The organism is Brevibacterium sp. SMBL_HHYL_HB1, from assembly GCF_018208375.1.
Taxonomy (GTDB): domain Bacteria; phylum Actinomycetota; class Actinomycetes; order Actinomycetales; family Brevibacteriaceae; genus Brevibacterium; species Brevibacterium intestinavium.
On sequence record NZ_CP062936.1, the window covers coordinates 182,984 to 204,632 of the forward strand.

A 21,649-nucleotide genomic window follows, 5' to 3' on the forward strand; every position below is an offset into this window, starting at 1 on the left:
GTGTCCTTCCGCACCGTACTTCAGTGCCCCATGCGACAGGAGCGAGTGCCCTCGCACAGCGGACTCGTGACTCTGCGCGCCGCGGAGATGTGACGCATATCAACTTAACGTACGTTAAAGTAGCCATGGAGACCCATGGAAATCCGGCGAAGTGCGCCTTCGACGGAAGCAGCACCGAAAACGTACGAAGGAGTCGCATTGTCCACCAGCGTTCTCACCGAAGTCAGTGGCGATGTCACGACCATCACCATCAATCGCCCCGAGACCCTCAACGCGCTCAACCAGTCGACGTTCCGGGCCATCGGCGAGGCCGTCGCCGAGGCGGCCGCGAACTCCCGGGCCCTCATCCTCACCGGCAATGACCGGGCGTTCAGTTCCGGTGCGGACCTGCGCGGTGAGGCCGGATCGAGCGAGGACATCGAACTCGACCAGGCGAATGCGATCATCCGGTCGATCATCGAAGCGCCGATCCCCGCGATCGCCGCAGTCTCCGGCCCCGCCGCCGGCATCGGCTGCTCTCTGGCCCTGGCCTGCGACTACGTGGTGATGAGCGAGGACTCCTACCTCATGCTCCCGTTCACCAAGATCGGGCTCATGCCCGACGGCGGTGCCACGGCACTCGTGGCCGCCTCGGCGGGTCGGCATCGGGCCATGCGGATGGCGCTGACAGCGGAGAAGCTGCAGGCCGCCGATGCCCTCGACTGGGGTCTGGCCAGCGAGGTCGTCGCGTCCGGTGAGCATCTCAATCGGGCCGGTGCGCTCGCCGCCGCCTTCGCTCAGGGGGCGCCACAGGCGCTGGCCACCACGAAACAGGCCATCAACCGCTCGAGCCTGACCTCCCTCGACGAGGCTTTCGGACGCGAGGTGCGCGGCCAAGCGGGCCTGCGCGCAACCGAGGACTTCGCCGAGGGAGTCGCTGCCTTCGTCGGCAAACGTGCACCGGTCTTCACCGGCCAGTGATAACGACGTCGACGCAGACGACCGGCGCTGTTGCTCCTTGATAACGTTCCGGCTCGATCTGCGATCGGCGACCCCTTCGGAGATAGTCTGACGGTGACGATCGCCCACCGAGCAATCGGCGATCACGGACACGACCGGCCGCGGCCCCAGGGTCGAGGCAGGAACTGATCGCGAACAAAGGAGTCCCCATGCTGACAGGAATCCCGTCCACACAGGGCGACAGCTACCAGCTCAACACCACCAACCTCATCCGGCATGCGGCCACGGTCTTCGGTACGTCCGAGGTCGTCTACCGCCGCTCCGACGGCTCCTGGGGCCGGTCGGACTACGCCGAGGAATTCCGCCGCATGGCGCAGCTGGCTCACGGACTGGGCGAACTGGGCGTCGGCGCCGGATCGATGGTCGGGGTCCTCGACTGGAACTCCCGCCGCCACCTCGAGCTCTACTTCTCCGTTCCCGGAGTCGCCGCGACCATGCTCCAGCTCAACCTGCGCCTGGCCCCGGAAGACCTCGCCTACGTCGTCAGCCACTCGAAGTCCGACTGGATCTTCGTCGACGAGTCGCTCCTGTCCGTGGCTGAGGCTCTGGCGCCGAAGCTCGACGTCAAGGGCTGGGTCGTGATGACCGACAAGGCCGCGGACGAGATCGAGACGACGCTGACCAACGTCGTCTTCTACGAGGATCTCATCGCCGAACAGCCCACCACCTACGACTGGCCGATCATCGAGGAGACGACCGCCGCCTACGCCGGGTACACGACCGGAACCACCGGTCGTCCGAAGGGCGTCTACTACTCGCACCGCTCGATCTATCTGCACACCATGGGCGGACTGGCCGCCCTCCACGCGGACTTCGACGACTGCGTCATGCCGATCACCCCGATGTTCCATGTCCTGTCGTGGGGCTTCCCGCAGAACGCCGTGGCCGCCGGCGCCAAGCTGGTGCTGCCGGGCAAGTTCGCCGCCGAGGAGTTCGGAGCCATCGGACAGGCGTTCATCGACGAGAAGGTCACCTTGGCCAATGGCGCGCCGGCGATCTTCGCCCCGATGCTCGCGATGATGAAGGACATGCCCCAGCCTCCGGACCTCAGCGGGGTCCGGCTCGTCTCCGGGTCCTCCGAGCCGCCGCTGTCGATGATGCGCGGATTCAAGGAGATCACCGGTGCCGAGGTCATCCACGGCTACGGAGCCACCGAGACCACTCCGCTGGCGACGACGAACTGGAAGCTCAAGCCGGGCATGGATCTTGACGAGGAACAGCGCTGGGATCTCAAGCGCAGCCAGGGCCTGCCGATCGTCGGCGTCGAGATGAAGATCGTCGACCCGACGGGTCAGGAGCTGCCGCGCGACGGCAAGTCCGTGGGCGAGATCGTCATGCGCGGTCCCTGGATCACCGAGTCCTACTACAAGCTGCCCGACAACGCCGAGCGCTTCCTCGACGGATGGTGGCGGTCCGGTGACGTCGGCGTCATCGACGAACACGGCTATCTCAAGATCACCGACCGGCTCAAGGACGTCATCAAGTCCGGTGGCGAGTGGATCTCATCCATCGACATGGAGAACGCGATCCTCGACAACCCGAGCGTCAAGGAAGCCGCAGTCATCGGCGTTCCCGACGAGAAGTGGGATGAGCGACCCGTAGCCTATGTGGTGGCCGCCGACGGCGCCGAGGTGACCAGGGAGGACATCATCTCCACCCTCGGTGAGCGCTTCGCCAAGTGGCAGATGCCCGACGAAGTCAATGTCGTCGACGAGATGCCGCGCACCTCGGTGGGCAAGCTCGACAAGAAGCTGCTGCGCAAGAACTGGGACGAGAAGTGAGCTGAGCCCAGCGCCGGGGGTGCCGGCGACCAGTGGTCCTAGCGGGGCGCGAGGCCACGTTGGCCGGGACGCGAAGCCGAGTTGGCCGGGGACGCGGCGGCTGGGGCCCCAGCGGGGCGTGAGGCCAAATTGGCCAGGAGGCCCCAGCGTCTGGGGTCACAGCGGCCAGGACGCGGTGGCCGGGCCCCAGAGGCTGAGGCCCCAGAGGCTGGAGTGACGGTGGTTGGGGGTGCGGTGCCTGGGCCTCCGTGGCTGTGATTGTGGCCGCTGAGCCACAGCCTGGCGAGCAGGGGCACTCGAGACCACGGCGCAGTGCCGAGGACTCAGCCGAAACAACGGTGGAGCGCCGGGGCCACTGCGCGTGCACAGTAGTCCCGGCGCTCCACCGTTGTTTTGAGGCGTTGCAGTGTGCTCATGCGCCCGCCTTCTTCAGGGCATTTGTGATGGCCACTTTGATCTGGGCGAAGATCTGCGGTCGGAAGAGGTCGCCGAACGTGAGGTTGAAGACGGTGAATCCTGCATTGGTGAGGTCCATGCTGCGCTGGTGGTTCTCGCGAGCGGCGGCGTCCGGGCCGTCAGGGTGCATGTAGTATTTGCCGACGCCGTGGACTTCCACGATGACGGAAGCTTCATCATGCCTGAAGTCGTTCCTGCCGATGAATTTGCCTGTCGGCGAATGAGCCGCGACCTGGGGCATCATGCCCGTGATGCCGTAGCGGTGGAACTTGACCGCGCAGAATGCCTCGGCCGGGGACTCGTGGAGTTCGCTGGACAGCTCGAGGGCCAGCCGTGCTCGGTTGAGGCCGCGTACTCCTGGGGGCAGACAGGCCTGGATCGTCTCGTGGTCAACACGGTGGTCGTGCAGCGCTTGCGAGATCAACGGCACCGACACTTCGAGCGAGTGGTCGAGTGCGACATCGGCAAGCGTCCTGGCCAGAGTAGTCACGGGGTAGCTGTGAGCAGGGTCGATGTCGGCATCGACGAGCTCGCGGGCGTAGAGCCTCAGATCTGAGTAGGTGCGCGAGTACGCACTTCGCGTCAGTTCCACTGCCTCAGTCCCTGTGACAATCGGGTCGAGGCCATGGATCAGTGCGGCGGACACGTGTGAGAAGACATCGCCTGCCAGAACCGAGTCCCGTCGAGACGCGATGCGCATCCGCAGCCTCTCAGCCTTGTCTCTGATGTCACCGTGGAATTCTGGGAACGTGATGTTGGGTTCGTTCAGCAGCGGTCGGAGACAGTCGAAATGAGCGCTCGAGCAATCTGTCAGGAGGAGGTAATGGCCTCTGCGCACCTTGTCGAGACAGCAGTCCGATGCCGCGGCTAGTGCGGGGCGAGGCATGTCGAGTTCCGCGAGCTCTCTCCTCGTCACGATCCGGAACATGAACCCATTGTGATGATAGAAGTCGTCAAAAGCAAGCAAATAAGAGGAAATAATAATAAAACTGTGTTAAAAGTTGCACGAGCGTTTAACCGCAACAACTGGCTGAATTCATGGTCTTGATCTGACGTCAGCTCGTTACCTCGCTGCCTGGCGCATGGCCGAGTTCGCTGCCCAGTTCATTGTCCGCCTCACTGTCCTAAGCATGACTTGGCGCATGGGCCCGCTCATGGCTCCAAGCTTGACCCTGCGCATGGGCCCGCTCATGGCTCCAAGCATGGCCCGGCTGATGACTCTGCTCAGTGCCTGACACTCATTTCACTGTCAGGCACTTGGTTCGGCGCTCAGTTCTGGGCGCGGCCACTGAGCCTAGTTACTCGACGCAACGGTGGAACGCCGAGACCACTATGCGTGCGGTATATTTCAAGCTGTTTGTGACAGCTCGGTGTTTTCTGGGCTATTGATGCCGGCGTGGGTCGGTGGGCCAGCGGCTATGGGGCTGGTGTGGAATCGTTCCGGATGCGCGCAGTGACGGGCCTCCAGAGTGGCTTGGCGACGGGCCCGGACAAGCTCGGTACGTCCGTGATGGACATCGTTGGGAGTGTAATAATTCAGGCCGCTGTGGCGGTGGTTCGCGTTGTAGTCAGCAATGAACGCGGCCATGTAGTCACGAGCATGATCGATGGATTCGAACCGGGTGGGAAAGTCCAAGTGGTACTTGATGGTCTTGAACGTCGATTCACTAAACGCGTTGTCATTCGACACTCTGGGCCGGGAAAAGGACAGCTTGATCCCCAGCGACTGAGCGAACTGGACAGTCGTTGCCGCGCGCATGGGAGCCCCGTTATCGGCGTGTAGCACGGTCGGGTACTGCTGGTTAGTTGCCACAGCCTGATCGATCATGGTCTGAGCATGGACGGATTTCTCGGAAGTCTCGACCCGGTGGCCAACGATCTTGCGGGAGAAAACGTCCATGATGGCATAGAGGCGATAGATGACCTTGCCGGGACCGCGCAGCATCGTGATGTCCCAACTCCACAGTTGGTTCGGTGCGCAGGCAGCGTGGACCGGCTTAGGCCGTTTGGGCTGGTTACCACGGCGCTGGGCGCGACGGTCTCCGTTCTGCCCGTGTGCGGCCACCACTCGGTGAGCCGTCGACGCGGAGAATGGCACCTGCCCGGCATCGAGCATCCGCCAATACGCCTGGGTGACAGACAGGCTCTCATAGTCTTCAGAGTTCAACAGCGCCATGAACGCATCGGCCTCGGCGGTGGTGATCCGACTCGGGTAGTCGCGTTCCTTCTGCGGCACCTGCACCCCGGCCGGGACCGCCGGATTCTGGTGACGGTACCAACTCGTACGATGCACACCCATCAACTCGCAGGCCGCCGTGATCGACCAGCCGACCCTGATCAGATCGCCGATGAACCTGAACCCGATTGCCTTTACTGTGGCGGGCTCATCCAGTCCGGCCTGGTCGCCTCGACCTCGGGCAGCGTCGGGTCTGTCGCGGTCGCGCTCTTGGACATCGCTTCCAAGAGCGCGGACGCTTTTCCCAAGATATCGACCGCAGCTTCAGACTTGGCCAGTTTGGCCTTCAACGCTTCGTTCTCGGCCTGCAGCTGTGTGAGTTGCTTCTTCTCAGCGGCTTTGAGCTTGTTGTCACTGGGATTGCCATTCAACCGATCCGATCGCGAGGTCAGGCAACCATTTTCTCTGTCCACGAACCACTGATAGATCGTTCTGGGATTGACCCCGACAGTCCGAGCCAACTGGGCTTTAGAACCCATCTCGATACATTTGTCATATTCGTCCAGGATCTCGAGTTTCTGGGCCGTGGTGAAATGCCCGCGGCTCGAGGAACGGGACGGAACTTCAAAAGACATAACAGACTTCTCTCCCCGCCAATATTGTCAGATAACTGTCACAAGACAGCCTGACACAGAGGGCGTGCACAGTGGCCTCGGCACTCCACCGTTGTTTCGGCCGCCTCTCTGGCGCTCCGCCGTGGTCTCGGGGCTGCGTCGTTGTTTCGAGCAGGCCTTCGGCTCGTGTCGAGGGTCTGGGAGTGGAGCGCGGTGCAACAGCCGGGGGAGGGAAGCGCGGCACCAGGGTCGGAGAGGGAAGTGCGGCGCGGTCGCGAGGTAGGGTGGCGCCGCACCAGGGCCGGGAAGGCCGTCGGAGAAAAGCGCGGTGCGGCCACGGGGGAGCGAGGCACCGCACCAGCGCCGCGCCAGGGTCGGGGGAGGGAAGCGGGCCTCAGGCGCCTGGAGTGAAAGAAGGAGAAGCGGTGCCTCAGGGGTGGTGGAGCAAGTAGGTCCCGCCCTTGAGGCAGGTGTCGACGACCCAGCCATCGGCGACGAGGCCGGTGAGGGCATCCCGCAGAGCCTGCCGCCACCGGCTGGCCAGCTCGGCGTCCTGCCCACGCAGGTCCTCGATGTCGGAGGGGAAGTCGAGGGAGACGAGCTCGGCCTCCTTGGGCGGCTCGCTCAGCAGCGGTTCTCCGTCCTCGTCGGCGCGCAGGCAGGCGAAGGCGGAGCCGGGATCGGCGGTCGTCACTCGCGCAGGACGATCGAGGCGCCACGACACCATCATCCGGTCGCTGGCCTGCCCCGAATTCACTCCGTCGCGCATCTGCCCGTAGAAGTCCTCGAGGTACTCGACCATGCCGACGCCGAGGCGCTGGAAGTTGAAGTAGGCATTACGGGCCACCAGCGGATCGAAGGTCCAGGTCATCTCCGTGATGCCGAGATTGAGGCACCACAGGCGCTGATGCAGCTTCATCGCCGAACCCGCCCCGCGGCCGATGACCTCGTGCCGCACCCCGGCGATGTGCGAGTGCATGACCGTGCCCAGCGGCTGGCCGAAGAATCCGATGGTCACGCCGATCATCTCATCGGGTTCGTCGATGCTGTAGGCGGCCGAGACATAGTTGCCGGCATGAGCGAAGGCGATGATGAGGCTGGGTTCGAAGACATTCGCGCCGGTCTCGTCGACGTTCCAGACTTCGTCGAGCAGCAGGGAGGCCCGGGCCGCCTCGGCGGCGGTGTGGATCTCGCGGACCTCGATGCGCGCGGTCTCGGCAGCGGCCGCGTACTCGTCCTCGGCCAGGGCGATGATCTCCGAGTCCACTGCTTTCAGTCCTGCGTTCGCGCTCATGGTGACATTGTGCCACCGAAGAGCGCCGTCGGGCAGGCGCACACGGCAACGTTTCGGGCACGGCTCACAGGGTGCCGACGCCGTTGAGGGCAGGTATAGCCTGGACGCATGAGTTCAAAAGTCGCTGTCATCGGTGCCGGAACCATCGGCCGCTCGTTCGCCTACCTCTTCGCTCGCAGCGGGTGCTCGGTGCGCGTCTTCGACCCGCGGGAGGACCTCGCCGAGGTGGTCGCGGACCTCCAGGCCGCTGTCACCGCCGATGCCTCGGCGAGGAATCAGGTGGCCTCCCAGATCGGGACCGTCGAAGAGTCCGAGACCGTCGAGGCCGCCGTCGACGGGACGAGCTTCGTCCAGGAGTCCGGCCCCGAGGACGTCGGAGCCAAGCCGGAGCTGTTCGCCCGGATCGCCGAGGCGGCCGATGCCGAGGCAGTGCTCGCGACCTCCTCGTCGACCTTTCCGGCCTCCTCCATCGCCGAGCACCTGGACGCCGAGGTGGCCGCACGGGTCCTCGTCGGCCACCCGTTCAACCCGCCGCACCTGATGCCGCTGATCGAAGTCGTGCCCTCCCCGGTGACCTCGTCGGCTGCGATCGAGGCGGCGGTCGAGTTCTATCGCGGCTGCGGTCGTGAGCCCGTGGTGATCAGGAAGGAGATCCGCGGATTCGTCGGCAATCGCCTGCAGAACGCGCTGATGAGGGAGGCGATCTCACTCGTCCAGAACGGAGTGGTCTCGGCCCCCGAGCTCGATGCGGTGATGAGGAATTCGCTGGGCTTGCGGTGGTCGGCCGTCGGGCAGTTCGAAGGCATGCACTTCGGAGGAGGGGAGGCCGGAATCCGCGGGTTCATGGACCATATCGGCCCCGCCTTCTCCGCGATCGAGGACCTTCCCGTCGATGTCGATCCTGCGGCGATGGAGGAGGTCTTCGAGCAGGTCGAGCAGGCCTACGGCCAGTCTCCGACCGCCGAGGCGGCCGCGACCCGCGACCGGATCCAACGAGCCGTCCTCGACGCCCGGGGGCAGGATCACTGAGGCGCCGAGGTGTGTAGGCACTGGGCGCTGATGCCCCGGGTGCCGAGATCTGTGCGGCCGGCGAGGAGCGGGATGGCTCAGACGGCCGCTTGGTAGAAGTAGGTGGTGCGTTCGGCGATGAGCCCCTCGGTGTCGAAGAGGAAGAAGTCGGCGAATCCCACCGAGGTCTCGGACCCGTCCTTGAGGCGGCCGTTGAACACTCCGCGGCTGGAGGCCCGGTCGCCGTCGACGAGGATCTCCTGCAGGGAGTGCGCACCGGAATCGATGACCCGCTCGCCGTGGTAGAAGTCCGTGATCTGCTGCCCGACCATCGTCGGGTAGCCGGGGCGGTCGTAGCTGGCATCGGCGGCGAACAGCGCCGAGGTGGCGTCCGCATCTCCCGCATCGACGGTGGTGTAATAGCGCTTCACGAGTTCAGTCACACTGGCCATGGTCTTACCGTAGCAGTGCCGACCCGTGCGTGTTCGTCCGTCGCAGCGCAGATCGCTGCATTCAGATCGTCACAATGCTGATCGTCGCAGCGCAATCCTCCGCAGCGCGAGTGAGCCCGAGCGAACTGACAAGATGCTCAAGATCTCGCCGGCCGGTGAGAAGAGCGTTGCCGCCGCGCGGTTTCCGCCATAGCGTGGGAGATGTTCCCCGGGCCACCCGAGAACCCCGGGCAACCCCGAAGAGAAACGAGGACTGCCATGACCACCGTCTACCGTGTGACCGATCCGGCGACCGGCGAAGTCGCCGAGGAGTTCGCCACCGCCACCGATTCCGAGATCCTCGCCGCTCTCGACCGTTCGGCGACGGCCTTCACCGAATGGAGCCGGACTCCGGTGGCCGAACGCGCCGCGATCCTCACCCGCGTCGCCGAGATCTACTCCGAGCGCGCTGAGGAGCTCGCCGAGGTGATCAGGCTCGAAATGGGCAAGGCCGTGCCTGAGGGCAAGGGCGAGGTCGGCCTGTGCAGCCGCATCTACAAGTACTTCGCCGACAACGCCGAGGCGTTCATGGCCGATGAGCCCCTGCGCGGGCCGAAGGACGCCACCGCGATGATCCGCCGCAAGCCCGTGGGCTCGCTGCTGGGCATCATGCCCTGGAACTTCCCCTACTATCAGGTCGCCCGCTTCGCCGCGCCCAACCTGGCCCTGGGCAACACGATCCTGCTCAAGCACGCCCCGCAGTGCCCGCGCTCGGCGAAGATCATGGAAGAGATCTTCGTCGAGGCGGGCCTGCCCGAAGGCGCCTACATCAACATCTACGCCAGCAACGAGCAGGTCGCCGACATCATCCTGCCCGATCCGCGCAACCACGGTGTGTCCCTGACCGGTTCCGAACGCGCCGGTGCCGCTGTGGCCGCCGAGGCGGGCAAGAACCTCAAGAAGGTCGTGCTCGAACTCGGCGGATCCGATCCCTACATCCTGCTCGACTCCGAGGATGTGAAGGAATCTGCGAAGACCTTCTTCAAGACCCGGATGGGCAACACCGGTCAGGCCTGCAACTCACCCAAGCGCATGATCGTCATGGATGATCTCTACGACGACTTCGTCTCCTCCATCACCGAGGAGGCCAAGAAGCAGACCCCCGCAGCACCGGGGGAGGAGGGGTCCCGCCTCTCACCGCTGTCATCGGTGGCCGCCGCCGACCGCTTCGTCGAGCAGGTCCACGACACCGTCAGCCAGGGTGCGACCCTGCTGGCCGGAGGGAAGAGGTACGACGGAGGCGGAGCTTATGTCGAGCCCGTCGTGCTCACCGATGTGAAGAAGGGGATGCGCGGCTACTACGAAGAGCTCTTCGGCCCCGCCGTCATCGTCCACCGGGTCAGCAGCGAGGAGGAAGCCGTCGAGATGGCCAATGACACCCCGTTCGGCCTCGGTGCGGCTGTGTTCTCCAGCGACATCGAGCGAGCCGAACGTGTCGGGTCCCAGATCGATGCGGGCATGGTCTTCCTCAACTCTCCCGAGGGCACCCGCGAATACCTGCCCTTCGGCGGCGTCAAGCGCTCCGGCGTCGGACGCGAGCTGGGACCGCTGGCGATGGACGAGTTCGTCAACAAGCAGATGGTGTACAAACAGCACTGATCCGAACCGGTCGGCACTGATCGGGGCAATCACCACTGACCGAGGCCGACCACCACTGACCGGCACCGGCCGCTCAGGGCGCTGTTCTCTACCGAGGACAGCGCCCTGATTGTATGCTGAGACTGTACACAGCGAGTTCTCAGCGGGAGGCCCCCATGTCGGCACAGAAGCCGTCGACCCAGGTCAACGTCGCAGCCTCAAAAGGGATCATGCGGCCGATCAACCGATTCCTCGAACAATGGATCCCGTCGGCACTGACCTTCGCGATCGTTCTCACCCTCATCGTCGCGGTCCTCGCACTCATCTTCACCGACGCCGGACCCGGCGAAGTCGTCATCGGCTGGGGCGAGGGACTGGCCGGGCTGCTGGAATTCATGACCCAGATGTGTCTCATCCTGCTGCTCGGACACATCCTCGCCAACACCGGACCGGTCCGCAGCCTGCTGGCCGGGCTCGCCCGGGTGCCGGGAAATGCGACCTTCACCTATGTCTTCGTGTTCCTCGTCGCCGCCGTCGCCAGCCTCATCACCTGGGGCCTCGGCCTCGTCGTCGGGGCCCTGCTGGCCCGTGAGATCGCGGTGCAGTCACGCGAACGCGGCATCAAGGTCCACTTCCCGCTGCTGGTCGCCGCCGGGTACTCCGGATTCGTCGTCTGGCACATGGGCTACTCCGGCTCGGGACCGCTGACCGCGGCGACCCCGGACTCCTTCCTCTCCGAGTCCCTGGGCGGTACGACAGTGCCTGTGACCGAGACGATCTTCGCCGGCTGGAACCTGCTGGCCATCCTCGGCGTCATCGTCGTCTGCGGTCTGCTCTTCCTCCTCATGGCACCCAAGCCCGGAGCACCGGTCTACGAACTGCCCGCCTCGGTGACCTCGGAGAAGCAGGATCAGATCGACGAGGAGGTCGTCACCCCCGCCGATCGCATCGATGCTTCGCGCATTCTCACGCTCATCGTCGGCCTCGCCCTCGTCGTCTATCTGATCATCCACTTCGCCCAGGGCGGGGGACTGACCCTGGACATCGTCAACTGGTCGTTCCTCGCACTCATCATGCTGCTCGTGCGCAGCCCCTTCGAGCTCATCCACCTGACGAAGGGGGCCGCCTCCAACGTCGGTGAGATCCTCCTGCAGTTCCCGCTCTACGCCGGCATCCTCGGCATGATGTCGGCCACCGGCCTCATCGCCGTGTTCTCCGATGCCTTCGTCTCGATCGCCAACCCCACCTCGTTCGGGGTGCTCGCTCTGCTCTCGGCCGGTCTGGTCAACTTCTTCGTCCCCTCCGGCGGCGGCCAGTTCGCCGTGCAGGGGCCGATCATGCTCGACGCCGCCAACCAGCTCGGCGTCGACCCCTCGGTGGCGATCATGGCCGTGTCCTACGGTGACCAGTGGACGAACATGCTGCAGCCGTTCTGGGCTCTGCCGGTGCTGGCCATCGCCGGTTTGAAGATGCGCGACATCCTCGGCTACACGGTCATCACCTTCCTCGGCGCAGGGGTGGTGATGGCGCTGGCACTCTTCTTCGTCTCCCTGTGAAGCAGCCCGCCCATCTGCATGGGAGGGAACTCGCGCGCCTGCCTGGGACGGGGCTCGCCCGTCTGCCTGTGAGACCTGTCGCATCAGACCCGCCAATCTGACAGCGAGGCCTGCCGGAACGGACTCTCCGGGACCGGCGTCAGCGCCATCGCCTGCGACGCTGAGGCACCCTGTCCGGAAAATGACCGTAAGTGTCTCTGTGGTAACCTCCACTGTTGGCCGCCTCCTGGGTGAGGACGGCCGACGAGGACGGAACCCTCATCACGCAACAACCGTTGTTCATGCCCGGTATCGCACACTGTTCGACCGGGAACGATGCCACGACGCCATCGCGTCCGGATAAGGAGCTCACACATGTCAGCATCAGTCGACAGCTCTCCCAGTGAGCCGAAGGGAGATGCTCAGACCTCACGCCCGCCGGTGAATAAGCGGGTGTTCATCGCCGCAGCGATCGGCACCCTGGCCATCACCATCTGGGCCCTCATCTCCCCATCCAACGCCGAGGCGGTGCTCGGCGCCGTGGTCGGATGGACCTCGGACTGGTTCGGATGGTTCTACGTCCTCCTCGTCCTGGCCGTGCTCGTCTTCGTCATCTACCTCGCCGCCTCCCGATACGGCAACACGAAGCTCGGTCCCGAGCACTCGAAACCCGAATTCGGGCTCGTCGCCTGGGCGTCGATGCTCTTCGCCGCCGGCATCAGCACCGACCTCATGTTCTTCGCCGTGTCCGAACCGGTCACGATGTACCTGCAGCCGCCCTCGACCGAGGCCGAGACCGTCGACGCCGCCCGCGAATCAACGGTGTGGGCGCTGTTCCACTACGGCCTCAACGGTTGGGGCCTCTACGCCCTCATGGGCATGGCGCTGGCCTACTTCGCCTACCGGATGAACATGCCGCTGGCGATCCGTTCGGCTCTCGCGCCCATCTTCGGCAAACGCGTCCAGGGCACTCTGGGCGAAACCGTCGACCTGGCCGCTCTGCTGGGCACGATCTTCGGTGTGGCCACCTCGCTGGGCATCGGTGTGGTCATGGTCAACGTCGGCCTCAACACGGTCTTCGGCCTGCCGATCGGCACGGCCACTCAGGTCGGCATCGTCGTCATCGGCGTCGGTGTCGCCACGCTCTCAGCGGTTTCGGGAGTGGACAAGGGCATCAAGTTCCTGTCGATCCTCAACGTGGTGCTCGCGATCGGACTGAGCCTGTGGGTGCTCGTGGCCGGGAACACGAAGTTCCTGCTCAACGCGCTCGCACTCAACGTCGCGGACTTCATCCGTCTGTTCCCGAACATGGCCGGGCAGACCTTCGCCTTCGAGGACACCGGAACATGGATGACCGACTGGACCCTGTTCTTCTGGGCCTGGTGGATCGCCTTCGCCTCGTTCGTCGGACTCTTCCTCGCCCGCATCTCCCGCGGTCGGACCATCCGCCAGTTCGTGATGGGCACCCTGACCATCCCGTTCATCTACATCTTCATGTGGATCTCGATCTACGGGAACTCGGCGCTCGACCTCATCCGCAGCGGTGACATGGAATTCGGAGAGCAGACCGTGCTCAACCCCGAAGGCGGATTCTACGAACTGCTGTCGAACTACCCGGCATTCGCCTTCATCGCCGGACTGGCCACGCTCACGGCACTGCTGTTCTATGTGACCACGGCCGACTCCGCAGCACTCGTCATGGCCAACCTGTCCTCGAACCTGCGGAATCCGCAAGAGGACGGCCGCGCCGGGCTGCGCATCTTCTGGGCCCTGGCGACCGGTGCCCTGACGATCGCGATGCTCCTCGTCGGCGGCATCGGCGCACTGCAGAACGCGACGGTGATCATGGGGCTGCCCTTCGCCTTCGTCGTCATCCTCGTCATGATCGGTCTCTACAAGGCGCTGCGGGTCGAAGCGAACAGGGTCGACAGCGTCGACACGAGCCTGCCCGCCTCGCTGGCCCGCCGCTCCCGCGGACGGGGGAACGAGACGTGGCAGCGTCAGCTCGGTCGGGTTCTGTCCTTCCCGAACGCCGCTCGAGCCCGCGAGTTCGAGCAGGACGTCCTCCTCCCGACGCTGACCGAGGTGGCCGCGGAGATGGAAGATCGGGGCATCAGCTCCCGCTGCGGTCGGGTCGATGCCGAAGGCGCCTTCGTCGACGACGGCGAACTCATCGAGTTCGAGGTCGACGGCGAGGGCGAGTTCCCCTTCCGGTACCAGGTCTGGCCGCACAAGGTCAGCGTTCCCTCGTTCGGCGGAGTCGTCCCGCGCGGCACCGAGGACTACTACCGCATGGAGGTCTACCTCGACGGCGGCACCGGTCAGGGCTACGACATCATGGGCTACTCGAAGGAGCAGATCATCGATGACGTGCTGGACAAGTACGAACGCCATGTCGAATTCCTCCAGCTGCAGGAGAACATCAACCACGGCGAGGACTGAGCGACTCAGCCGGCGGACACCCGCCCGGCACAGCCGGCGGAGGCTCGCTCGGCTCAGCGGGTGAGCACCCACCCGGCACAGCCGGCGGGTATGCCCCCGACTCAGCGGGTGAGCACCTGTCGCAGAGTGCGCGCCACGGACAGGGCCGTGAGTCCGCTGGTCGCCGGATTCTCCGGGCTCGGTGTCGACCGGATGTCGAAGGCGAACTCGCCTGCGGCGCCGGCGGCACGGATCCGGTGAGTCGACCGGGGCTGTCCGGCGACGGCGCAGATGTCGACCCGCACTCGGTGCAGGGCCGCCTCGAGCAGAGCGGCGTCGCTGGCAGCCACTGTGTCCGAGGCGGTGGCTGCGCCGGGAGCCGCGGGTGCGCCGTCGGCGGAGGCGTCGGTGTCGACGACCGTGCCGGTCTCGGCCGCTGTGCCCGGCGAGGTCCCGCCATGAGGCAGACCGCGCGTGGCCCATGCCAGCGCCACGGCGATGTTGACGTTGGCGGGGAACTTCTCGATCGCCTCGGCGGGGTTGCCCGTGAACACCGTCAGCGGGCCGTCCTCGGGACGCAGCCGGCGCAGCCGCTCCGCCTCCGCTTCCGTCATCCACGGCCGGATGAGTCCCGTGGCCTCCTTCGAGGTGGTGATCTCGACGGTCTCGAGCGCATCGGCCTGGGCCGCGGCCTCGAGCACGTCGAGACCGCCGATGGCACCATTGGTCACCCGCAGCCGGCCGGGCCCGGCGAGGAGGGACTCACGCGTGACCGGATCGGCTAGGGCCCCCACGCTCGTGAGCACCAACGGTCGGCCCGCGGCCACGACGGCGGGACCGAGGTCGGCGGCGGCCGGCACCCCGGCGCATTCGACGATGACGTCGAAGGGGGCGAACCACCTCGGCGAGGGTGTCCCGGACACGGCCTCCGAGCTGCCCGCGAGGACGGTCAGATCGACGACCTCGGCACCGTGGTTCGGGCGGTCGGAGTGCTTCGACGGATCCGAGACCAGGGCGGTCAGACTCAGGGACCCGGCGGTGAGCTCCGGGGCGAGCAGTTGAGCGACATGGCGGCCGATGGCGCCGAATCCGAGCAGCAGCACAGTGGTCATGGCCGCACCATATCGGAGCCGACTGACAAACCGCTCGGACCTGCCTGCGGGCATGTCCGGCCGACGCGATACGGTTGCGGAATGGACGAACAACCACAGGCGAACGTGGAAGCACCGCGAGCGAGCGTGACCGGCGGTGCCGTCGTCGGTGAGGACGGCCTGGCCCGCACCCCCTGGGCCTACGGCGATCCGGTGCTGGTCAGCTACTACGACACCGAATGGGGCCTGCCCGTCCACGACGAGGCCGGACTGTTCGAGCGGATGAGCCTCGAAGGCTTCCAAGCCGGTCTGTCCTGGCTGACGATCCTGAAGAAGCGGGAGCGGTTCCGCGAGGCCTTCGCCGGCTTCGACCCCGAAACCGTGGCAGGCTACGGCGAGGCCGAGATCGACCGCCTGCTCGCCGATGCCGGAATCATCCGCCACCGCGGCAAGATCGAGGCCTGCATCAACAATGCCGCACGCGTGCTCGAGCTGCGCGACGAAGGCGGCCTCGACGCGTTCATCTGGTCATTCAAGCCCGCGGACACCCCGCGACCGCGCACCGTGGCCGAGATCCCGACCGCCGGCCCGGAGTCCGCAGCCCTGTCGAAGGCGCTGAAGAGGAGGGGATTCCGCTTCGTCGGCCCCACCACGATGTATGCACTCATGGAGGCCATCGGAATGGTCGATACGCATCTGCTCGACTCCCACCGCCGAGGTGCCTCCGGGGTGTGGTCGGCATGAACGACATCCGCGTCTCCGCGCTCGTCCTGCTCCACCCGCACCGCCGGGAGCTGCTCATGGTCCGCAAGGCGGGCACCACTTCGTTCATGCTCCCCGGCGGCAAGCCCGAGGCGGGCGAGACCGCTGAGGAGACCATCGTCAGAGAGATCGAGGAGGAGCTCGGGCTCAGCCTGCGTCGGGAGCGGCTGCGGGCCTTGGGCACGTTCTCCGCCGTTGCCGCGAACGAGGCCGACCATCGGGTCATCGGTGATGTGTTCTGCTACGAGGGGCTGCCGGATCGACTCGACGTCGACGACATCCGCCATCTGGCCGAGATAGCCGAGGCCGGATGGTTCCCTATCGACCCGCTGCCCGCGGACACGGCTGACCGCCAGTTCGCGCCGCTGACCCGCAACGAGGTGATCCCCGCACTGGCTCGCGCGCAGGCTGAGGCCGGGGACTGGACGGAGGCCGGTGCGGGCTGAGACCCGGGACCACCCGCGCCCGCATCAGACCATGCGCCGCTGGAATTCGAGGTCGAGTGCGACCAGATGGAGCGAATGCACCAAGGCGACGGCGGCGATGAGGAAGCTGAGGACGATGTCGAAGACACCGAAGTCCGTCAGCGCCGGCGGATTGACATAGCCCGGTGACTGCAGGAGCGTGCAGCCGATGATGACCGACCCCGTGACGATGGCGATCAGCCCCGTGACCGAGGTCCGGCCCACCGTCGCCAGACACAGCAGACCGGCCGTGAAGAGGAGCACGAAGAGCGCGAAGACATCGACCCCGCGACCGGTGACGAGGACTTCGTGCCAGAGGTTGCCGTAGGTGGCCGTGCTCTCGTCCGCGGGGGAGTAGTAGGGGAAGAACGACGCGGTGAAGACCAGCAGGCACAGAGGCCCGTAGAAGCGGGCGTAGACGGAGTTCGTCCTGCGGATGCGGGTGGTGACCTCCTGAACTCGGACGCTGTGCTCGGACACGACAGTCGGCTGTCCTTCGTCCATGGGGTTCACTGCCGGCTGCTCTCGAGATCGTCGCAGCCGGTCCTGAGTGCGGTCGAACCGCAGCCGGTGCCAGGATCGACTGCGACCGGGCCGCAGCCGATGGTGTGCAACGCTGCCGAGACGACGAATGCGCAGCGGAACGGCATGAGCATCGAAGTTCTCCAATCGAGGACAAGCAGGGTTTGGTCGAGCAGTTTCGCAAACAGTTAGTCGACACCGTGCACACCGGTGGGCGAAACATATCCTCGAAAGTTACAGCCGCGTGTTAGACAGGGACAAGGAATGGGCGTGACTCACCTGTCGTGCCCGCGAAATTTCGCACATTCCCACAATAGTGTGTTGTTTCTATTGTGGTTTTCATCCCGATTTGCTCGAAATCGGAATCGAATGACCGCCGAGGCTGCTCTTCTGCGCCGCCTGCCCGAGTCGCTGCGACAATCCCTGCAGGCATTCGCACAGCTCGGGACTGTCGACGACGGTGAAGTCGACATCCAGCCGCGCCAGGGTCAGCGCCATGGTTGCCACGCTCTGCCCGCCGATGGTCACCTGTGAGCGCTCGTCGTCGAGGGCTTCGACCGATCCTTCGGCAGAGACGAGGGCGGCCATCACCTCGGCGGCGGGCGCCTCGACGATGACTTCGGCCGAGTGCCGCCAGCGAGGACCGGAGATATGCCGTTCGACGTAGTCGCCGATGTCCTCGGCCGGCAGCGGTCGCGGTTCGAAGCGGACTCCGCTGGGGGTCTTCGGCAAGATGTGTTCGGCGCGGAAGATCCGCCAGTCGCGAAGGCCCGGATCGAAGGTGAGCAAGTACCAGCGGTGCTGCCGGTTGACGGGCTCTTCGTAAAAGAGAGTGTAGATCGGTGATTCCAGGACACGGCGCGTCGCTGCGCGGATAGACGTCGAGGTCTTCCGATGATGGAAGTTCTCACACAACCCATCCGAAAGACCTCGACGTGGCCAAGCCTACTTTCTCAACCCCTGACCTCACGACATTCTGCCGACTCGACACCCTCGATCTGACCTGCACCGGCCAAAACATCACCGGGCAAAAGGCCATCCTGGAATGCCAGCCAAACACTGCTGATGACTGGTGCCGACGGTGCGGCGGCCACGGGATCATTCGCGACACCGTCGTCCGCCAGCTGGCCCACGAACCTTTCGGCCACCGACCAACCACGCTTCACATTCGCCTCCGCCGTTACAAATGCGTCGAGTGTGGCCGCGTCTGGCGTCAAGACACCACAGCTGCGGCGCCACCACGAGCGAAGATCTCGCGAACCGGCCTCGACTGGGCGTTGCGTGCCCTCGTGATCGATCACGACACCGTGTCCGTCATCGCTGCGAAACTCGCCGTGTCCTGGCACACCGCGAACTCCGCCGTCCTCGCTGAAGGTAAGCGGTTGTTGATCAACGACCCGACCCGTTTCGACGGGGTCAGCGTCATTGGTGTCGACGAGCATGTATGGCGGCACACCCGGCGTGGTGACAAGTACGTCACCGTCATCATCGACCTCACCCCGATCAGCGAGGGAACAGGCTCGGCACGTCTGCTCGACATGGTGGCTGGCCGTTCGAAGCAGGTGTTCAAACAATGGTTGAAAGACCGACCGAAAGAATGGCGTGAGGGCATCGACGTCGTCGCGATGGACGGATTCTCCGGCTTCAAAACAGCCTCAGCTGAGGAGCTGCCCGACGCTGTCGAAGTCATGGACCCCTTCCACGTCGTCAAACTCGCCGGTGATGCCCTCGACGAGGTACGTCGCCGAGTTCAGCAGGAGACAACCGGCCATCGCGGACGAGCAAAGGACCCGTTGTACCGGGCAAGAAGAACTCTGCACACGGGCAGCAGCTTACTCACGACCAAGCAGCAGGAAAGAATCGCGAACCTCTTCGCTGACCCGAACTTCACCGAAGTCGAAGTCACCTGGGCTGTCTACCAAGACATTGTCAGCGCCTACCGAACCGCGGACTGCAAAGAGGGCAAGAGACTCTTGCAAACGGTCATCGACGCCCTGACAACGAATCTGCCACCCGAACTTGTCGAGCTCAAACGGTTAGGACGAACGTTGAAGCGTCGAGCTGCTGATGTGCTCGCATTCTTCACCCGACCGGGAACGTCGAACGGTCCCACTGAAGCGATCAACGGCAGACTCGAGCATCTACGCGGGTCCGCGCTGGGATTCCGCAACCTCACGCATTACATCGCCAGATGTCTGCTCGAGTCCGGTGGCTTCCGACCGGTCCTACACTCTCAATTACGATGAGCCGGTTGACGAGCCGGTAGGGCTCGACCTCCAGGTGAACGCCCGAGGTACTCCCCTCCGCCTCGGCGCTGGTCCGGCCGCCGGCGTCGGGGCCGTCCTGACCGCCGGCGCCGTCCTGACCGCCGGCGCCGTCCTGACCGCCGGCACCGTCCTGACCGCCGGCGTCGGAGCCGTCCTGATCGGCGGAGTCCTCGCCGCGGTAGATGAAGCGCAGCCGTTCCTGACGGTGACAGTGGTCGATGAGGACGACGATGAGTTCGGGATCGACGATCGGCATCGGCTGGTTTCCGGCGACGGGAACGGTGAAGTGCGCGAGGTTGTGCAACCGGGCGCGCAGGGCCGAGGGGAGGATGTTCTCGAGCTTGGCCAGCGCCCGCGCCGAGGTCTCTTCCATCCCGCCGATGATGCAGCTCAGGCCCGAACGGAGACCGACGGCCACGGCCACCGCCTCGTCCGAGTCGAACAGCAGAGGAGGTACGGCCGAGCCGTAGGGGGAGAGCCGGTATCCGCCCTCGTTGCCGCGTGTGCCGTCGATGGTGTATCCGATGTCGCGCAGCGCACCGATGTCGTTCCGGACGGTCCGCGGACTCACGCCCAGACGATCTGCCAGTTCCCGACCCGACCAGGTGCGGGGCACCATCAACAGTGACAATAACCCGAGAAGTCGTGCTGCAGTCTGTGACATTTCCATTGTCTTCCGTCGTTTAGGAAGACCTCCTGCCTGATATCAGAATACCATTGTGCAGATTATTTCGGGGTGGTTCGAAAACAATGAGGTGGCCACCCAGAATTCGGAGGAACAAAGACGTTTATGCGGCTCTTCATAGATAGGGCGGTGGGGAAGAGTTGAATCCGGCGTCGATGACAACGGGACCCTGGGTGCAATGATGTAGGTGTTCAAGACTCCATCACGACCCAAGGTCCCTCGTGTACGACTTTACCCCGCCCTGCCTCGATACCACACTCTCCCTGCCGGAACTCGGACTCACCGCGATCGGGCAAGACCACACTGGTCGGCATCTGACCGTGCTGTGCCTGATCACCGACAACGACAGGTCCTGCCCTGTCTGCCGTCGACGCGGACTCGTCCGGGCCACCAGGATCCGCAAACTCGTTCATCCCCCGATCGGCCTGACCGCGGTGACCTTGGCTATTCGCATCCGCACCTACACCTGCCCTTCCTGCCACCAGCGCTGGTCCCAAACACTTCAGCGAGCCTGCGCCGGCAGATCGAAACTCTCGACGACAGCACGCTTGTGGGCATTGAAGTCCGTGGTCATCGACAAGATGAGCATCCACGTCATCGCTAAGAACCTCGCTACCTCCTGGAACACTGTGTGCACGGCTGTACTCGACCTCGGCCGATCTCTGCTCATCGCTGATGCCACCCGGTTCGAGGGTGTATCCACAATCGGTGTCGATGAGCACTGCTGGTCCCACCGCGGCATCGACAGGTGGGTGACTGTCATCGTCGACCTCACCCACCGACCGGCACGCCTGCTCGACATCGTCCCCGGCCGCTCCGCCGACGTCTTCGCCGACTGGTTGAACAACCAGCCCGATGCGTTCCGTGACGGCATCGAGCATGTCGCTATGGATGCCTTCGCCGGCTATAAGAAAGCTGCCACTGACGTGGTGCCTGATGCCACCACGGTCATGGACCCCTTCCACGTTGTCGCCCTCGTCGGCACGAAGCTCGATGAGACGAGGAGGCGGCTACAAACAGAGCTGCACGGTCGCAGAGGACGGTCGGGTGATGACCTGTACGGGATCCGCAAAACGGTTCGCACCCGCGTCGGTTTGCTTACCGGCAAGCAGAAGCACCGCCTCAACTCGGTCTTCGCCGCCGACAATCATGCTGCCCTGTTGGTGTGCTGGCAGTTCTATCAAGACACGATCGCCGCCTATGCTGCCCCACCGAGCAAAGGTAAGAAGCTCATGAACCGACTCATCGACACCCTGACAGGAACGATTCCTGATGAGCTCAAAGAACTCCGGAGTCTGAGGACAACCTTCCAACGTCGTCGGGCCGATATCCTGGCCTACTTCGATCATCCTGGAACCTCGAACGGGCCAACCGAAGCGATCAACGGCAGACTCGAACATCTGCGCGGTATCGCACTGGGGTTCCGCAACCGGGGCAACTACCTGATCCGTTCTCTGCTCCACGCTGGAGGACTGGGACCTCTTCTACAGCCCTATTTATGAAGA

The 21,649-nt window shown here is 64.8% G+C and carries 19 protein-coding genes; 10 read left to right on the top strand and 9 right to left on the bottom strand.

What is annotated here, in order from left to right:
• The first annotated feature begins 198 nt into the window (after window positions 1-198).
• Both IG171_RS00850 and IG171_RS00855 read left to right on the top strand, forming a co-directional pair.
• On the top strand, window positions 199-960 hold the full coding sequence (locus IG171_RS00850) for an enoyl-CoA hydratase-related protein (RefSeq protein WP_212129120.1): 762 nt from the start codon (window positions 199-201) through the stop codon (window positions 958-960).
• A 188-nt stretch (window positions 961-1,148) separates the two neighbouring features.
• Entirely contained in the window at window positions 1,149-2,780 is a 1,632-nt protein-coding gene (locus IG171_RS00855; RefSeq protein WP_212129122.1) for a long-chain-fatty-acid--CoA ligase, read from the top strand.
• Between the two features lie 412 nt (window positions 2,781-3,192).
• On the opposite strand, the gene IG171_RS00860 is transcribed toward IG171_RS00855, so the two are convergent.
• The 4 genes from IG171_RS00860 to IG171_RS00875 all read right to left on the bottom strand — a co-directional run bounded on the left by IG171_RS00860 (window position 3,193) and on the right by IG171_RS00875 (window position 7,320).
• Window positions 3,193-3,828 carry a hypothetical protein gene (locus IG171_RS00860; RefSeq protein WP_212129123.1) on the bottom strand — a complete coding sequence of 212 codons (636 nt, stop codon included), beginning with the start codon at window positions 3,826-3,828 and terminating at the stop codon, window positions 3,193-3,195.
• 756 nt (window positions 3,829-4,584) lie between these two features.
• Window positions 4,585-5,535 carry an IS3 family transposase gene (locus IG171_RS00865; RefSeq protein WP_249203629.1) on the bottom strand — a complete coding sequence of 317 codons (951 nt, stop codon included), beginning with the start codon at window positions 5,533-5,535 and terminating at the stop codon, window positions 4,585-4,587.
• Between the two features lie 71 nt (window positions 5,536-5,606).
• Window positions 5,607-6,047 carry a transposase gene (locus IG171_RS00870; RefSeq protein WP_212127466.1) on the bottom strand — a complete coding sequence of 147 codons (441 nt, stop codon included), beginning with the start codon at window positions 6,045-6,047 and terminating at the stop codon, window positions 5,607-5,609.
• 409 nt (window positions 6,048-6,456) lie between these two features.
• Window positions 6,457-7,320, bottom strand: coding sequence for a hypothetical protein (locus IG171_RS00875; protein ID WP_212129124.1), 864 nt, complete (start codon window positions 7,318-7,320; stop codon window positions 6,457-6,459).
• Between the two features lie 108 nt (window positions 7,321-7,428).
• On the opposite strand from IG171_RS00875, the gene IG171_RS00880 reads away from it, so the two are divergent.
• Window positions 7,429-8,349 (top strand): 3-hydroxyacyl-CoA dehydrogenase NAD-binding domain-containing protein, encoded by a 921-nt coding sequence (locus IG171_RS00880; RefSeq protein WP_212129125.1) that lies wholly within the window; start codon window positions 7,429-7,431, stop codon window positions 8,347-8,349.
• Between the two features lie 77 nt (window positions 8,350-8,426).
• On the opposite strand, the gene IG171_RS00885 is transcribed toward IG171_RS00880, so the two are convergent.
• Window positions 8,427-8,780, bottom strand: coding sequence for a nuclear transport factor 2 family protein (locus IG171_RS00885; RefSeq protein ID WP_212129126.1), 354 nt, complete (start codon window positions 8,778-8,780; stop codon window positions 8,427-8,429).
• A gap of 258 nt (window positions 8,781-9,038) precedes the next feature.
• Between IG171_RS00885 and IG171_RS00890 the strand changes: the two genes are divergently transcribed.
• The 3 genes from IG171_RS00890 to betT all read left to right on the top strand — a co-directional run bounded on the left by IG171_RS00890 (window position 9,039) and on the right by betT (window position 14,374).
• A complete protein-coding gene (locus IG171_RS00890; protein WP_212129128.1) occupies window positions 9,039-10,418 on the top strand; it encodes an NAD-dependent succinate-semialdehyde dehydrogenase in 1,380 nt (459 codons plus the stop codon).
• Between the two features lie 155 nt (window positions 10,419-10,573).
• Window positions 10,574-11,953 carry a TIGR00366 family protein gene (locus tag IG171_RS00895; RefSeq protein WP_212129130.1) on the top strand — a complete coding sequence of 460 codons (1,380 nt, stop codon included), beginning with the start codon at window positions 10,574-10,576 and terminating at the stop codon, window positions 11,951-11,953.
• Window positions 11,954-12,307: 354 nt separating this feature from the next.
• Entirely contained in the window at window positions 12,308-14,374 is a 2,067-nt protein-coding gene (gene betT, locus IG171_RS00900) for a choline BCCT transporter BetT (protein WP_212129132.1), read from the top strand.
• Window positions 14,375-14,475: 101 nt separating this feature from the next.
• Here the strand turns inward: betT and IG171_RS00905 are convergent, their stop codons facing one another.
• Complete coding sequence (locus tag IG171_RS00905) at window positions 14,476-15,465, bottom strand: aspartate dehydrogenase domain-containing protein (RefSeq protein ID WP_249203904.1); 990 nt, start codon at window positions 15,463-15,465, stop codon at window positions 14,476-14,478.
• Window positions 15,466-15,546: 81 nt separating this feature from the next.
• Here IG171_RS00905 and IG171_RS00910 point away from each other — a divergent pair, with 81 nt between their 5' ends.
• Window positions 15,547-16,188, top strand: a complete 642-nt coding sequence (locus IG171_RS00910) for a DNA-3-methyladenine glycosylase I (protein ID WP_212129134.1) — start codon at window positions 15,547-15,549, stop codon at window positions 16,186-16,188.
• A complete protein-coding gene (locus IG171_RS00915; protein ID WP_212129136.1) occupies window positions 16,185-16,652 on the top strand; it encodes an NUDIX domain-containing protein in 468 nt (155 codons plus the stop codon). Before IG171_RS00910 ends, IG171_RS00915 begins: the two co-directional genes overlap by 4 nt.
• A gap of 24 nt (window positions 16,653-16,676) precedes the next feature.
• Here the strand turns inward: IG171_RS00915 and IG171_RS00920 are convergent, their stop codons facing one another.
• Entirely contained in the window at window positions 16,677-17,174 is a 498-nt protein-coding gene (locus IG171_RS00920; protein ID WP_212129138.1) for a hypothetical protein, read from the bottom strand.
• 357 nt (window positions 17,175-17,531) lie between these two features.
• Window positions 17,532-17,981 carry a WYL domain-containing protein gene (locus IG171_RS00925; protein ID WP_249203905.1) on the bottom strand — a complete coding sequence of 150 codons (450 nt, stop codon included), beginning with the start codon at window positions 17,979-17,981 and terminating at the stop codon, window positions 17,532-17,534.
• 146 nt (window positions 17,982-18,127) lie between these two features.
• Here IG171_RS00925 and IG171_RS00930 point away from each other — a divergent pair, with 146 nt between their 5' ends.
• On the top strand, window positions 18,128-19,438 hold the full coding sequence (locus IG171_RS00930; protein WP_212129141.1) for an ISL3 family transposase: 1,311 nt from the start codon (window positions 18,128-18,130) through the stop codon (window positions 19,436-19,438).
• On the opposite strand, the gene IG171_RS00935 is transcribed toward IG171_RS00930, so the two are convergent.
• The gene (locus tag IG171_RS00935) at window positions 19,365-20,078 is read right to left on the bottom strand and encodes an HTH domain-containing protein (protein WP_249203906.1); all 714 of its coding nucleotides are present in this window, start codon (window positions 20,076-20,078) and stop codon (window positions 19,365-19,367) included. The two genes, IG171_RS00930 and IG171_RS00935, sit on opposite strands and share 74 nt — an antisense overlap.
• Before the next feature lie 287 nt (window positions 20,079-20,365).
• Between IG171_RS00935 and IG171_RS00940 the strand changes: the two genes are divergently transcribed.
• Window positions 20,366-21,646 carry an ISL3 family transposase gene (locus IG171_RS00940; RefSeq protein WP_212127313.1) on the top strand — a complete coding sequence of 427 codons (1,281 nt, stop codon included), beginning with the start codon at window positions 20,366-20,368 and terminating at the stop codon, window positions 21,644-21,646.
• Window positions 21,647-21,649: the final 3 nt, after the last annotated feature.